13 protein-coding genes are annotated in these 15,075 nt (G+C 47.7%); 9 read left to right on the forward strand and 4 right to left on the reverse strand.

Annotation, left to right across the window (positions count from 1 at the left end; all coding sequences use genetic code 11):
* The first annotated feature begins 336 nt into the window (after positions 1 to 336).
* The 3 genes from ACW5MY_RS05205 (at position 337) to ACW5MY_RS05215 (ending at position 4,208) form a co-directional block, all read left to right on the forward strand.
* Positions 337 to 1,203, forward strand: a complete 867-nt coding sequence (locus ACW5MY_RS05205) for a Cof-type HAD-IIB family hydrolase (RefSeq protein ID WP_014469988.1) — start codon at positions 337 to 339, stop codon at positions 1,201 to 1,203.
* 111 nt (positions 1,204 to 1,314) lie between these two features.
* Entirely contained in the window at positions 1,315 to 2,817 is a 1,503-nt protein-coding gene (locus ACW5MY_RS05210) for a coproporphyrinogen III oxidase (RefSeq protein WP_013351691.1), read from the forward strand.
* Between the two features lie 101 nt (positions 2,818 to 2,918).
* A complete protein-coding gene (locus ACW5MY_RS05215) occupies positions 2,919 to 4,208 on the forward strand; it encodes a lysine N(6)-hydroxylase/L-ornithine N(5)-oxygenase family protein (RefSeq protein ID WP_013351692.1) in 1,290 nt (429 codons plus the stop codon).
* A gap of 24 nt (positions 4,209 to 4,232) precedes the next feature.
* Here the strand turns inward: ACW5MY_RS05215 and ACW5MY_RS05220 are convergent, their stop codons facing one another.
* Genes ACW5MY_RS05220 through ACW5MY_RS05230 form a run of 3 tightly spaced genes read right to left on the reverse strand, consistent with a single transcriptional unit; the run spans position 4,233 to position 6,333 of the window.
* Positions 4,233 to 5,447: a cation:proton antiporter gene (locus ACW5MY_RS05220; RefSeq protein ID WP_013351693.1), complete on the reverse strand. Its 1,215-nt coding sequence runs from the start codon at positions 5,445 to 5,447 to the stop codon at positions 4,233 to 4,235.
* A gap of 7 nt (positions 5,448 to 5,454) precedes the next feature.
* Positions 5,455 to 5,952 (reverse strand): cation:proton antiporter regulatory subunit, encoded by a 498-nt coding sequence (locus tag ACW5MY_RS05225; protein ID WP_013351694.1) that lies wholly within the window; start codon positions 5,950 to 5,952, stop codon positions 5,455 to 5,457.
* 27 nt (positions 5,953 to 5,979) lie between these two features.
* On the reverse strand, positions 5,980 to 6,333 hold the full coding sequence (locus tag ACW5MY_RS05230) for a hypothetical protein (protein WP_013351695.1): 354 nt from the start codon (positions 6,331 to 6,333) through the stop codon (positions 5,980 to 5,982).
* 182 nt (positions 6,334 to 6,515) lie between these two features.
* On the opposite strand from ACW5MY_RS05230, the gene ACW5MY_RS05235 reads away from it, so the two are divergent.
* A complete protein-coding gene (locus ACW5MY_RS05235; RefSeq protein WP_013351696.1) occupies positions 6,516 to 7,283 on the forward strand; it encodes an enoyl-CoA hydratase in 768 nt (255 codons plus the stop codon).
* 24 nt (positions 7,284 to 7,307) lie between these two features.
* Here ACW5MY_RS05235 and ACW5MY_RS05240 read toward each other — a convergent pair whose 3' ends face one another.
* Complete coding sequence (locus ACW5MY_RS05240) at positions 7,308 to 7,493, reverse strand: YhzD family protein (RefSeq protein WP_014469992.1); 186 nt, start codon at positions 7,491 to 7,493, stop codon at positions 7,308 to 7,310.
* A gap of 105 nt (positions 7,494 to 7,598) precedes the next feature.
* Here ACW5MY_RS05240 and ACW5MY_RS05245 point away from each other — a divergent pair, with 105 nt between their 5' ends.
* The 5 genes from ACW5MY_RS05245 to yhaM all read left to right on the forward strand — a co-directional run bounded on the left by ACW5MY_RS05245 (position 7,599) and on the right by yhaM (position 14,980).
* Positions 7,599 to 8,495 (forward strand): ABC transporter ATP-binding protein, encoded by an 897-nt coding sequence (locus ACW5MY_RS05245; RefSeq protein WP_013351698.1) that lies wholly within the window; start codon positions 7,599 to 7,601, stop codon positions 8,493 to 8,495.
* Entirely contained in the window at positions 8,488 to 9,747 is a 1,260-nt protein-coding gene (locus tag ACW5MY_RS05250; protein ID WP_013351699.1) for an ABC transporter permease, read from the forward strand. Before ACW5MY_RS05245 ends, ACW5MY_RS05250 begins: the two co-directional genes overlap by 8 nt.
* A gap of 112 nt (positions 9,748 to 9,859) precedes the next feature.
* Entirely contained in the window at positions 9,860 to 11,083 is a 1,224-nt protein-coding gene (locus ACW5MY_RS05255) for a metallophosphoesterase family protein (RefSeq protein WP_014469993.1), read from the forward strand.
* Positions 11,080 to 13,962, forward strand: coding sequence for an ATP-binding protein (locus ACW5MY_RS05260; protein WP_013351701.1), 2,883 nt, complete (start codon positions 11,080 to 11,082; stop codon positions 13,960 to 13,962). The genes ACW5MY_RS05255 and ACW5MY_RS05260 overlap by 4 nt, the downstream gene beginning before the upstream one ends.
* 73 nt (positions 13,963 to 14,035) lie before the next feature.
* Positions 14,036 to 14,980, forward strand: coding sequence for a 3'-5' exoribonuclease YhaM (yhaM, locus tag ACW5MY_RS05265; protein WP_013351702.1), 945 nt, complete (start codon positions 14,036 to 14,038; stop codon positions 14,978 to 14,980).
* Positions 14,981 to 15,075 lie beyond the last annotated feature (95 nt).

Genomic DNA, 15,075 nt, shown 5'->3' on the forward strand with positions numbered 1-15,075 from the left:
TTTTGACAATAAAAGTGTGATAATAACCTTGAAAGCGCCTACACTTACAGGATGATCCAAGGATACGGTCGCCGATACTGCCTGATATGTTAAGGGGTAGCAACAGAGAGTAAGTGAAACGAGCGCATCAACGGTCAAATAAGGGGTTCCTGATAGATTTCTTAAATAGAAGTACACATTGGGGAGAAGGCAGCAAATCGATCGTATCCCAATAAAACGACAGTTCAAAGTCTGCTGACGGCAGGCTTTTTTGCTGCTCGGAAAAGGTTGTTCTAAACAAAGAGACAGGGTCATATCCTAATGACAAGTACAGTCATCAAGGAGGGGGACTTCTCTGTGTCAAAACAAATGCTGGCGTTAAATATAGACGGAGCGCTTCTTCGCTCCAACGGCAAACTGCATCAGACGACAAAGGATGCCATCGAATACGTCAAGAAAAAGGGAATTTACGTCACACTGGTCACAAACCGCCACTTTCGCTCCGCTCAAAAAGTAGCGAAAATATTAAAGCTGAATGCAAAATTGGTTACCCACAGCGGCGCCTACATTTCCGAAAAAATAGATGAGCCGTTTTTTGTAAAGAAAATATCAGAAGATCATACGTTTAATATTGTTCAGGTGCTTGAAAGCTATCAATGCAATATCCGGCTTCTTCACGAAAAATATTCGATCGGAAACAAGAAGAAAGTGAACTCCAATCTGGTTGGGAAAACGATCATTCATCCGTCTGACCCGATTTTTTACCCGGTGCAGTTTGTCGAATCATTAAGTGATCTGCTTCTTGATGAGCCGGTTTCGGCGCCCGTCATTGAGGTGCATGCTGAAAACGGATTGCAGGCTGACATAACGGATACGATAGGGAAAGCATTCCCGGCCGTGGACGTGATCCGCGTCAATGAGGAAAAACTGAACATCGTGCCTAAAGGGGTGTCAAAAGAAAGCGGACTTTCGATGGTCGCCGCTGAACTTGGGCTTTCAATGGAAGAGGTTGTCGCCATCGGCCATCAGGAAGATGATCTGCCAATGATTGAGCTGGCCGGCCTCGGTGTCGCGATGGGGAACTCCTCCAATGAATTAAAAAGAAAAGCGGACTGGGTGACAAGGTCAAATGATGAACAGGGAGTCGCCTATATGATTAAGGAATACTTCCGCATGCAGCACCGCAAAGGCTTTCTCGATAAGTTCCACATGAAACGGTCATAATGAAGAGCCGCAGACACGAAACGCCGTCTGCGGCTTTTTCGCGGATTGATTTTAGCCTGTTCTTTCTGTACACTAAAGAAAGTTTTGAATCTGAAAAATAAGGTGATCACATTGCAAATAAAAATAGACGGCATAACGGATGACAGGCTGCATCGTCCGCTGCAGAATATCGCGAATTTATTTTTTGAAGAGTGTGTTCTTGCGTACGGCGAAACGGAGGAACCTTCTGATCTCGTCATTTCACTTGCCATTTCTCAAGATGCAGACAGCGTGTCAGTATCGGGAGAAATCAAAGGAACCGGCGAAAAGGAGCATCACACGAAACCGCTTCTTGCCGGCTGGAGCGAAAAAGAAGTATTTAAACAGGTGAAAAATACGCTGTCGTACGTATACTTAAATCTTCTCCAATCACATACGGGCATGACACAAAAATGGGGAATCTTAACCGGCATCAGGCCTACTAAACTCCTTCATAAAAAGCTGCAAAGCGGCCTGACAAAAGAAGAAGCGCACGCCGATCTGAAAAAAGATTATCTGATACATGATGAAAAAATCAATCTGATGCAGGAGATTGTCGACCGCCAGCTCGCCGCGGTTCCCGATCTGTACCGGGTCAAAGATGAAGTCAGCATATATATCGGCATCCCGTTCTGCCCGACGAAATGCGCCTACTGCACGTTTCCGGCTTACGCCATCCAAGGACAGGCAGGCAGAGTCGGCTCCTTTTTATGGGGGCTTCACTATGAAATGCAGAAAATCGGAGAATGGCTGAAACAGCATGATATCAAAGTGACGACCATTTATTTCGGCGGCGGTACGCCGACAAGCATTACGGCTGAGGAAATGGACCTTTTATATGAAGAAATGGTCCGTTCTTTCCCGAATGTAGAGAATATCAGGGAGATTACCGTTGAAGCGGGACGACCCGACACGATTACGGAGGAAAAGCTTGCCGTTTTAAATAAGTATAAGATTGACAGAATCAGCATCAATCCGCAATCTTATGAAAACGAAACGCTTAAGGCCATCGGCAGACACCATACAGTTGAAGAAACCATCGAAAAATACCATCTTTCCCGCAAACACGGCATGAATAACATCAACATGGACTTGATTATCGGCCTGCCGGGAGAAGGGACGGCAGAGTTCAGGCACAGTCTTGATGAAACGGAAAAGCTGATGCCTGAATCTTTGACCGTTCATACGCTTTCTTTTAAACGGGCGTCAGAAATGACGAGAAACAAGCATAAGTATAAGGTTGCCGACAGGCAGGAAGTGTCCCGGATGATGGATGACGCCGTGCGCTGGACAAAAGAGCACGGCTATACGCCGTACTACTTGTACCGGCAGAAAAATATTCTCGGGAACCTTGAAAATGTCGGCTACTCCTTCCCGGGTCAGGAAAGCATCTACAACATTATGATTATGGAAGAGGTGCAGACGATTATCGGTATCGGCTGCGGCGCGGCAAGCAAATTCATTCATCCGGAAACCGGAAAAATCACGCACTTCGCCAATCCGAAAGACCCGAAATCATATAATGACCGATTCGAGCATTATACAGAAGAGAAAATAAAATACTTAGATGAGATGTTTGTCAAATCTGCATTATAATAAAAAAACGGCACGGAATCAGCGTGCCGTTTTTTTATGTTTATCCGTCAGTCAAAACGGGAAAAGACCATTCAGACTGCTATTTGCAAGAGGTGTACAATATGTATGATGTCATAGGAGCGGGAATCGGGCCGTTTAATTTAGGCCTTGCCGCATTGTTAGAGGATATACCCGAAACAAGCGCTCTTTTTTTCGATAAAAAGAAAGAATTTGCGTGGCATCCGGGCCTGTTAATTAAAGGAACGGATTTACAGGTGGCGTTTCTGGCGGATCTTGTCACGCTCGCTGATCCGAAAAGCCGCTACACGTTTTTAAATTTTCTCCATGAGCATGACCGGCTGTACCGGTTTTACACGTTTAATGAATTTGATATTCCAAGACGTGAGTTTAATGACTATTTAAGCTGGGCAGCTTCAGAAATCAAATCATGCCGTTTCGGCTCAGAGGTGATTGACGTGAAAAATGCCGGCGGGCATTATGACGTCAGCGTTAAGAACATCGAGGACGGCAGCATCAGTGTCTATCAAACGAAGCATTTCGTTATGGGAACGGGTTCTGAGCCGCTTATTCCCGCAGAGATTGATGACGAAGCGCGTCAGGACACGATGGTCAGCACGGAATATTTGTTTCGGAAAGATGAGCTCGCCGGCGCCGAATCAATCACAGTAGTCGGTTCCGGACAGAGCGCAGCGGAGATTTTTTCTGATTTATTGCAAGATGAACAATACCGCCGCTGCCGGCTGCAATGGGTGACACGTTCCGCCGGATTTCGAGAATTAGAAACCGCCAAGCTCGGGCAGGAAATGTTTACACCCGATTATGTGGAATATTTTAACCGCCTGCCTTTTCAAGAACGGCTGAACACACTGCCGGAGCTGGACGGACTGCGTCACGGCATTGATTCTGACACACTTGCCGCCATTTATGACGCCCTGTATCACAGGTCGATCAGCGGAGGTTCGCCTGATGTATATATTCAGCCGATGGCGGAGCTTGAAAAAATTGAAAAGCAAAACGGGCGCTGTGTACTGAGCTTTCATCAATGGCAGATGGATGAAAGCTTTACGGCCGATTCAGAAAAAGTAATTTTGGCGACCGGCTTTAAACCTCATATTCCGGAATGGTTTACGGCAATTTCTCCCGATATCGAATGGGAGGATGAGAAACGGTTTAAAGTGACGGCAGATTCCCGTCTTGTGTTTAAGGACGATAGGCGGCATCATTTTTTCACGTTAACGAATCTTGATCATGCCCACGGAACGGGCGCTACGAATTTGAAGCTGTCTGTTTACAGAAACCAAAAAATCATCAATACGATTCTGGGAAGAGAGCATTTCTCCATTAACAAAAAAACAGCTTTTCAGCAATTTCTTCCCGCGCGAAAAAACTGACCCCTTAGAAAGAGGTCAGTTTTTTTATGATTTCTGCAGCTTCTTTTCAGGCTTTTTCCATTTGAAAACACTGTTCAACAGGAGATATATCCGCTTCGATTCTTTCGTGAGCAAAGGGCCGAGAATGGCCAGTATCAACACATATAAGGCGGCGAACGGCTTGAGTGAGGCGGACAGGCCGCCGGCGATGCCGAGATTTGCAACGATAATGGAGAATTCGCCGCGGGAGACAATGGTCAGCCCGATGTTAGACGATGCTTTATGAGAAAGCCCCGCCCGGCGCCCGGCAATCATGCCGGCGATAAAGTTTCCGGCAATCGTCAGCAGAACGGCGCCGAGGGCAAGCCATACCGCATCTCCCAGTGAAAACGGGTCAATGCTCAGACCGAAACTGAAGAAAAACATGGCTCCGAAAAAGTCACGGAACGGCACGACAAGGTGTTCAATCCTGTCAGAATGGGCTGTCTCCGAAAACACGAGCCCGAGCAAGAGCGCGCCGATCGCTTCAGCGACATGAATTGTTTCGGAAAAGCCGGCGATGAAAAAGAGCGCGGCGAAAATGACAATGACAAATACCTCGTTTGAACGGATATCCAGCAGTTTGTTCAGAAGAGGCGGCAATTTTCTCGCGGCAATGAAAAACAGCAGCATGTATCCGAAAGCGATCACGATTGACAGCAGCGCGCCCCCGACAGACGTCGCGTCTCCAAGTACAAGTCCGGAAACGACGGATAAGTAAACCGCCAGAAAGATATCCTCAAACATAATGATGCCGAGAATCAGCTCCGTTTCCGGATTGGCCGTGCGTTTTAAGTCGACAAGCACCTTTGCGACAATGGCGCTTGATGATATCGTGATAACACCGGCCAATACAAGCACTTCCAAAAAGGAAAAGCCCGTGATAAAGCCGTATATCAGTCCTAAACTGAAATTAATCAGAATATAAATCGTTCCCCCGGCGGCGATGGAGCGACCGGATTTCACTAATTTTCCGACCGAGAATTCAAGTCCGAGGTAAAAGAGGAGGAACAGGACGCCCATCCGTCCAAAAAATTCAATAACTTCCCGGCTTTCGATAAACGTCAGGTCAATGATGCCCGCTTGGGGGGCGTGCGGCCCGACAAGCATCCCTAAAATGATCAGGAAGGGAATGATGGAAAATTTAATTTTATTGGCGATGACACTCGCAATGGCCACAAGAACTAGCGCCGTACCGACTTCAAATACGAGATGGTCCATAAACAGATCACACTCCGTCTCTGGTGAGGAAGTCTTGGATCAGTTTCTTCAGATGCTTTCTTTCGCCTGAGAGAACGAGTGTATCGTTTGCTTCAAGGAGCGAATCAGCGCCAGGGTTTAAAAACTTTTTCTGGTTATGCTTAATGATGGCGATCACCGTCACATCATAGTTCTGGCGCACATCCAGTTCGCCGAGCGTCCGCCCGGCCGCTTTTGCTCCTTTTTCAACTTTGAACCATTCGATGATCAGATCGCTGAACGCCATTTCAATTGATTCAAGCGCCTGCGGTTTGTACACCATCCCGCCGATAATCGCGGCAATCTGCCTTGCTTCTGCATCATCAAGTGAAATGCTTGCCAGAAGCTCATCGGGGTCTCGGTCATCAAATCTGTAAATTTCCCGCCTGCCGTCATCATGAATAATGATCGTCATTTTTTCATGGTTTCTCGTTTCGATTTCGAATTTTTTTCCGATGCCGGGCAGATCGTTTTCTTTAATATTCATAAAAAATCCCTCCGGAATATACTGTTTTTAAACCGTAAATACAGACTGGCATTGAGAGATTGTCTGATGCCGGAGGTAATTTGACTGGTATTGTATCGGAATGGCGCACGTCCTTTCCAGTGTGGAATCAATAAATTGATCAAGAGGTTTGACAGACAACAGGGTGACCATCCGGGATAATACGTCGTATCCTTTAGACAGGCCGTACGGAGCGGTTTTGGTATGAGCCGGCGTTTTTGCCGAGTCCGTCTCCTGCGGGTAAACCGAAATTTGAACGTGGCTGTCTGTTTCTGTCACCAATTGGGAAGGAAGGGCGACATCCGAAGGGGGAAACAGCACCATAAAAAAGCTCAGTAAAAAGCTGAGTATCACATATTTCATTATCGGCGTTCCCCCCTTTGTGTCTTGTGTGCCAATTTCACTATATAAAAATGTATGTTCAGTTTCAAATGATATGCATTTTTCGGTATCTGTTGACCTTGAAAAATAAAGGAGTTTCGCTTCGGCGGAAGGAATATATTATTTGAACAAAAAATGTAAGCGGATACAAGAGGGATGTAAACATGCAGTATATTCGATATGAAGAAAAGGGAAAGATCGCAGAGATAGTGTTGAACCGGCCTGACAGTTACAATGCGCTGAATGAACAAATGCTGCGGGAATTAGAGAATGCATGCGTCATGGCAGCTGACAGTGAGGCGCTTATCGTCCTTTTGAGGGGGGAAGGCAGGGGATTTTCCGCAGGCGGTGATATTCAGATGATGACGTCGGAACATGATTCAGGAGAATATGAACGGCTCATGAAAATGATCGAATCCATTACACTGACCCTCTATGATATGAAAAAAATTGTGATAGCCGCCATCCACGGGGCCGCGGCGGGGCTCGGGCTGAGTTTTGCGCTGTGCGCCGATGTGGTGCTCGCAGAAGAAAACGCCCGCCTCGCGATGAATTTCATCGGCATCGGGCTGGTTCCCGACGGAGGAGGCCATTACTTATTAATGAGACGCGTCGGTGAGATCGAAGCGAAAAAGCTGATTTGGAGTGGTGAAAAATTGCCGGCTGAAAAAGCGGTGCGGCTCAAGCTTGCCGACGGGCTGTTCAGCGGTGACCCTGCGGCGGGGGCAAAACCGTATATCGACCGATTGCTACATGCGCCGCTGTCAGCAATGATTGAAACGAAGGCTATCTATCAAAGCCTCCATATCAGCCGGTTAAAAGATGTTTTGTCTCTTGAACGAAAGGCCCAGGAAAATATGAGAAAAACGGATGATCATAAAGAGGGCATCCGCGCCTTTTTAGAAAAGCGGACGCCGCAGTTTAACCGGTAAAAAACAGAAGCCGGAAAGCTTCTGTTATCTGTGAAATAAAATCAGCTTTCCGGCTTCATTCACCAAGCGATGAGTATTGTTCTCAAGCTTTTTTTCTTTTAATAAAGCCTCTCCGGCGGCTTTCGCCTCCGCCTCATTTTCTGCTTCGATCCGTTCATTCAGCAGTGTTTCCCCCGATGCGTGGAATGCGGTCAATACAAATTGTCCCATCACGTCACCTCCTTTATAGAATGATATTCTGATAAAGAATTTAAAATCCTCCATTAATTTTTACCCATTATTAGTATATAATGGGTAGCGGAAGGAGTTGGATTCGTGCTTACAATTGAACACGTGACGAAAACATTCGGCAGCTTTACCGCTGTTGATAATTTGAACCTGCAAATACCTGAAAGGGAGATGTTCGGGCTGCTCGGCGCAAACGGCGCGGGAAAAACGACGACCTTTCGGATGATTTTGGGTCTTTTAAGCCTGACTGACGGAAATATCAGATGGAAAGGGCAGCCGGTCAATTATTCTATCAGCGAAAAAATCGGCTATCTCCCGGAAGAGCGGGGGCTGTACCCGAAAGTGAGAGTGAGTGACCAGCTTGTCTATCTTGCGAGATTAAAAGGAATGAGAAAAAAAGATGCGGAAAAAGAGCTCATCACATGGCTTGAGCGGTTCGGCATTACAGATTACAAGAATAAGAAAGTCGAAGAGCTGTCAAAAGGAAACCAGCAGAAAATCCAGTTCATTTCCGCTGTCCTGCATAAGCCTGAGCTGCTGATTCTCGATGAACCTTTCAGCGGCCTTGATCCGGTGAATGTCGAGCTGCTGAAAGAAGCCGTTATTTCTTTAAAAAACAGCGGCGTTTCCATCGTTTTTTCTAGCCACCGAATGGAGCATGTGGAAGAGCTTTGCGAGAATCTATGCATTCTCCAAAAGGGAAAACCTGTCGTTCAAGGCAATCTGAAAGACATTAAGCGGTCTTTCGGCAAAAAAAATATCACCGTTCATTCAGATGACGATCTCAGCTTTTTAAAAACGCATGAAGGTGTCGTGAAATGGAAGGAAACAAATGACGGGATCAGGCTGCAGGTCGCGAATGAACCGGTGTCTCAGGATATTTTTCAGGCGCTGCAAGGGAAAGGTTTTATACGGAAGTTTGAATTGGAAGAGCCGTCACTGCATGATATTTTTATAGAAAAGGTGGGGGCCGTTTATGAATAAATTTTGGATTATGCTGTTTCATACATATAAAAACAAAATTACGACAAAGTCATTCATTATTTCGACCGCCATTACCGTTTTATTAGTTTTAGCGGTGACCAACCTGCAATCGATCATTTCAGTGTTCCAATCGGATGACGGCAAGCAGCAAATCGCGGTGATTGATGAAACGGGCGGGCTGTACCCGGCATTTGCAAAACAGCTTAAAGCGGCGGATACAGACAATGATTTGCAGGCGATGCAGACGAAGGAGTCCGAAAAAGATGCCGTAAAGCGTGTCAAAGATGGTGAATGGGACGGGCTTTTTATCATCAGACAAGATCAAAAAGGAACGATAACAGGAGCCTACAAGGCGCTGACCATTTCTGATGAATCAGCGTATAAACTTCTCAAGCAGGCTTTAACACAGACAAAGACCGCTGTTGAAACCGCCAAGCTCGGCATTTCGGCAGAAAAAGTCAGCAGCCTCTACACTCCGCCTGAAGTCAGCAAAGACGCGCTGGAAAAAGGGGCGAAATCTGAGGAAGAGCTCGGTCAGGTGATGGGGCTTGTATACATCATGCTGTTTGTCATCTACTTTTCAGTCATCATGTACGCAAGCATGATTGCGATGGAAGTTGCGACGGAAAAATCGTCACGGGTCATGGAAATTTTAATTTCAAGCATGCCGCCGATTCAGCAGATGTTTGCCAAACTGTTCGGTATCGCGCTTGTCGGGATCACACAGTTTGCGGTGCTGCTTGCGGCGGGTTTTCTCTCACTGAAGCTGAACCCTCAAAATGATGAGTCGTCGCCGATCAGTGCATTTCTCAATTTTACGGATGTTCCCGTCTCGACGATTGTCTATGCCGTCATTTTCTATCTGCTCGGCTATTTTCTTTACGCGACGCTTGCCGCGTTTCTCGGCAGTGTTGTCAGCCGGATAGAGGATGTGCAGCAGACGATTCAGCCAATGGTTTTTTTAATCGTGGCAGGTTTTATGATCGCCATGTTCGGCCTCGGCAATCCTGATGCGGGCTTTATTACCGTTACATCTTACATTCCGTTTTTCACGCCGATGATTATGTTTTTACGCGTCGGGATGCTCGATATCCCGTTTTGGCAGGCGGCGGCCGGAATCGCCCTGACTCTGGTCACAATCGTGATCTTTGCAACGGTCGGCGCGAAAATTTACAAAGGCGGCGTTTTGATTTACGGAAACGCCGGCGGATTCAAAGCGATCAAACAAGCGCTGCGCATCTCCAAAAAATAAGTCCAAACAGCCCGAGACAGCCGGGCTGTTTTTTTATGATCCAGAACGTGCATTCGCATGAAAACGATGCTAAAATAAAGGGTAATTCAATCTACAGAAAGGGGAGGGCGAGATGGCTGATCTGACGTTTATTCATGCCGCTGACCTGCATCTGGACAGCCCGTTTTACGGCATTTCGCATCTGCCTGAACCGGTATATGCGCGTATTAAAGAAAGCACATTTCACAGCGTCCGCCGTCTTACGGACGGGGCGCTCGGGGAGCGGGTCGATTTCGTGCTGCTTTCGGGGGATCTGTTTGACGAAGCCAACAGAAGTTTAAAAGCCCAGCTGTTTTTGAGAAAACAGTTTACCAGATTGCAGGAAGCGGATATCCAAGTGTTCGTCATATTCGGCAACCATGATCATTTGGGCGGTGAGTGGACACCGATTGAATGGCCTGAAAATGTACATATATTCACCTCGGATACACCGGAGGAAAAATCTTTCTTTAAAAACGGAGAGCTTGCGGCAAGCATATACGGATGCAGCTATCAGGAAAGAAGCGTAACGGCCAATCAGGCCGCCCGGTACCGGAAAATGACCGGCGCGCCTTATCATATCGGCATGCTCCACGGCACGTTATCAGGAGCGGAAGGACATGATCCGTACTGCCCGTTTACGAAAGAAGACCTTGAAAAGAGCGGCATGGATTACTGGGCGCTCGGACACATTCATAAACGGCAGGTTCTTTCCGCTCAGCATCCCGCCGCCATTTACCCCGGAAATATTCAAGCCCGCCATCTAAAAGAAACCGGCCCTAAGGGATATTATCTCGTCCGGGCGGCAAACGGTGAGATGTCTTGGGAATTCAAAGAAGCGCACGATGTGTTATGGGAGGAAATTGACCTTGATATTTCCGGAGCTGAACATATGACCTCACTTATGAAAGCCGCCACGGATTCGTTCTCAGGCTTGCGTGCGGCGGGCCGCCCGGCATGTATCAGGCTGGTGCTCCGCGGTGCGGCGCCCCGCTTTTGGACGGAGGCGCCCGCAGGGATCGCAGAGGAGCTCCTTTCCGCTTTACAGGAGGAAGAGGCCGAAGAGGAATGTTTCGTCTGGCCGCTTGCGATTGAGGATCGGACGGATGAAACAGACACCGTCCCGCCCGATCCGTTTTTTAAAGGGCTGCTTCAGGACATAGAACAATGCGCGGACATGAGTGGTGGGTTTGAAGCGCTCGAGCGTCATCCCGTATATCGGCGGCAGATGACTTCATTTACAGATGAAGAGGTGCTGGACATTAAGCGGCAGGCCCAAGCCGTTTTAAAGCGACAGCTGAAGGAGCTTCAGCGATGAAAATAACGGCGCTCTATATTTACCAGTATGGAAAATTTTCCAATCGAAGCTTTCAGCTGTCGGATTCCCCCGTACAAGTCATCTACGGATTAAATGAAGCGGGCAAAACGACATTGATGTCCTTTATCAAAAGCGTCCTGTTCGGTTTTCCGAAATCAAAAAAATACGAACCGAAAACCGGCGGGGTTTACGGCGGCGTTGTGGAACTGAATCATGACGATTACGGTGCTGTCAAAATCGAACGGACAAAAGGGGCTGCCGAAAAAGTCAGAGTGTACACGGCTTCAGGCGAAATTAAGGACGGAAAATGGCTCAAACAGCTGCTTTCCGATACAGATCGTGCGCTGTACGAAGCGATCTATTCGTTTGATGTATTCGGACTGCAGGAGATTCAAGCCTTTAACCGAGACAAAATCGGGGAGTTTCTCCTGTTTTCCAGCTTATTCGGGTCTGAAGCGGCGGCGAAGCTTGACGGCAGACTGGCGAAAGAACTTGAAAGAATGTATAAGCCGAACGGGCGGAACCCCCGCTTAAATCAGGAATTGGATACATTAAAGCGGCTCAGCGCCAAGCTCAAACAGGCGGAAACTGCGGAAGCGGGCTATCACAGCCTCCTGGAAGAGAAAAAAAGCGCCGGCGGCCGTTTGCAGGATGCCAAAGCGCAATTGAAAGATATAACTGAAGAAATCAAAACAGTAAAAGCGGCGATAGAAGCAAAGCCGCTTGCGGACAAAAAAACAGCGCTGGAAAGCGAACTTTCTTCTTACCCGGAAGCAGCGGAGCAATTCCCGAAGGACGGAATGCATCAGCTGGAAAAATACGAATCGCATCTCCATCCGAAAGCGGCCCGGCTTGAGGGGCTTCGGGCAAAAGCGGCTGAAATCAAACGGCAGGCTGATCTGCTCTCTCCAAATGAGGACATGTTACAAAAAGAGCGGCAGCTGCAGGAGCTTTCCGGCGAGCAGCATATGTACGAATCACGCGGCGAACAGCTTGCCGCCATCCAATCACAGATCCGGCAGACATCAGCCCGTGTTTCTTCAGGATTACAGCAGCTCGGCAGACATGAGGAAGACGACATTCTTTCGCTGAACACCGATTATGAATATGAATGGCAGCTGCAAGAAGCCGTTCAGAGCGCCGGACAGGCCAGAGAAAGAAAAACACAGCTCGACTCTCTATTTGAACAAGCGCGGCTGGAGCTGGAAGACGCTGAACGAAAACATGCCGTGACGGCAGAAAACGTCTTGGAACCCGCTGTCAGAAAAGAAAAAGAAGCCGCCTTACAAGCATATAAACAAACGGCTGATACTGAAGGAAACGAATGGCAGGCTCATCTCCGGCAGCTGGAAAAACAGCGCGCCAAACAAAAAAAGCTCTTTCTCGGTACGGGCATTCTGTTCATTGCGATTTTCGTTATGTTAAAGGAATGGCTGCCCGCCGCCCTTTTTACCGGCGCTCTGATGCTGTACGTGCTGACTGGCATGCAAAAGGCGCTGCCGTCTGAAAGAAGCCGGCCCGGTCACAAAAAGCAGAAGCCCCTGATCTCAAAAGAAGAGGCTGATCTTCTGCAGGAAGAGCTATGGCGTGACGGCCAGCATCGGCAGCAGCTGATTGCGGATCAAGCGGTGCTTGAACAGAAAGAAGCGGCATATGAAAGAGTCATCCGCCAATATGAAGAATGGGAGGCCGAAATGGCGCCCTCTGAAAAAAAGACGGAACATTTTATGAAGGAACTGGGGTTTTCGGGCAGCCCGTCCCATCTCCTCGACGCATATCATGTGATGAAAGATGTCAAAAAAGAAATCCTTACCAAGCATGAGCTGACCATTGAAGCGGGGCGGCTGCAAAAACTGCAACGAGCATTTGAGGAACGGGTCAAAAAGCTGAGTCCTTCAGACGGCCGGGAGCTGTCCGTAAAAGAAAGGCTGCACTTTTTGCTGCAGCAGGCAGAACGGGCCCGTGAAGATGCAAAACGAAAACAGGCGCTCGAAACAGACCTGCTGCATACCCAAGAGCAAATCCGTGAATTAAACGAAGAAGTTCATTACTACGAACAGCAGGTCAAACAGCTTTTTACAGAGGCAGGGGCAAAAAACCGTGAACACTTTTGTGAACTTGGCAGGCTGAATGAAAGCCGCCGGGAAACAGAGAGGAAGCTGTGCGAAATCAAAACGCACTTATCCGGCAAGGGCGGCAAACAGCTGGAGCCGTACATGAGCCGCACAGTGCCCGAACTTGAACATACAGCCGTTCAGAAAGAACAAGAGAAAGAAACACTTGAGGAAAAAATCGCCCATCTCCGTGAGCAGATCGCTTTATTAACGGTGAAACAAGAACAGCTGGAGTCCTCGGGGCTGGTATCCGATTTAAAACAGCAGACAGAAATGCAGAAAGAACGCGTTAAAAAAACAGCTAAAGAGTGGGCCGCATTGCAGACGGTCAGACACATCATCAGAGAAAAAATGGAGCGGCATAAAAAAGTCACGCTTCCCCGTCTGTTGGAAACCGCAGGTGCATTGTACGGACCGCTTACGGACGGACGCTATCAGAAATTGTATTTCTCTGAAGCTGATGACTCCATTATGGTCATGCAGAAAGACGGCACGGTTTTTTCTGCAAGCGAGCTGTCACAGGCGGCATGCGAGCAGCTTTATGCGGCGATCCGTTTTGCCCTTGCATCAGAACGGGAATCTGCGGTATCACTTCCGTTTTTACTTGATGACAGTTTTGTTCATTTTGACAGGGAGCGGCTGCAGCGGCTGTTTGATGTGCTGAATCAGCTTTCAGAAGGCGGCCGTCAGATTCTTTATTTCACCTGCCATGAGCATGTCAGCCGGTCATTTCACAGCGGGCAAGTCATGCGGCTCCTGTCATAAAAGAGTTTATTTTCAAAAAAGAGGTATGTGCTATACTGGTATTATGTAAGATATGGAGGGAGCTTTTAATAGAATGGCAAAAGGTATTATGCTGCACGAGGTCGGCGAGCAGGTCGATCAATACTTTCTGATTAAATCTTCGACTAAAGGAATCGCTAGCAACGGAAAACCGTTTCTGACATTAATGCTGCAGGACCAATCCGGGGATATCGAAGCGAAGCTGTGGGATGCCAAGCCGACTGATGAAGTCACGTACGCGGCGCAGACGATCGTGAAGGTAATCGGAGATGTCCATCATTATCGCGGTCGAAACCAGCTTAAACTGAGAAATATCCGGCCGGCCGCCGAGAATGAAAATGTCAGCATTGATGATTTTCTGGAAACGGCGCCGATTCCAAAAGATGAAATGATGGAGACCGTCACGCAATATATTTTTGAAATGAAAAATCCAAACATCCAGCGGATCACAAGACATTTGATCAAAAAATATGCCGCTGATTTTATGGATTACCCGGCGGCGGCTAAAAACCACCATGAGTTCGTCTCAGGGCTCGCGTATCACGTCGTGTCCATGCTGAACTTGGCAAAAGCGATTGCCGATCTGTATCCGTCACTTGACCGGGATTTGCTGTATGCGGGAGTCATTTTGCATGATCTCGGCAAAGTAAAAGAGCTTTCAGGCCCTGTCTCCACGACGTACACCGTGGAAGGGAATCTGCTCGGACACATTTCAATCATGGTGACAGAGCTTTCAAAAGCAGCCGAAGAGCTTCAGATTGATGCTGAAGAAGTGCTGATTCTGAAGCATTTGATTTTAAGCCATCACGGAAAAGCGGAGTGGGGAAGCCCGAAACCGCCGATGGTGAAAGAAGCGGAAATTCTGCACTACATTGACAATCTGGATGCAAAAATGATCATGATGGACAGAGCACTGGAACGGGTGAAACCGGGCGAGTACACAGAGCGTGTATTTGCGCTTGAAAACCGCTCTTTCTACAAACCGACTTTCCATCAATAAGATAAAAAAGGCCGATCCTCTGCGATCGGTCTTTTTTACGTTCAGCTCTCATAACTTGTCTTTATCAAGCATAGCTTAGAATAAAGACTCTGGGT

It is taken from the genome of Bacillus sp. Bwzl_19, assembly GCF_054900515.1.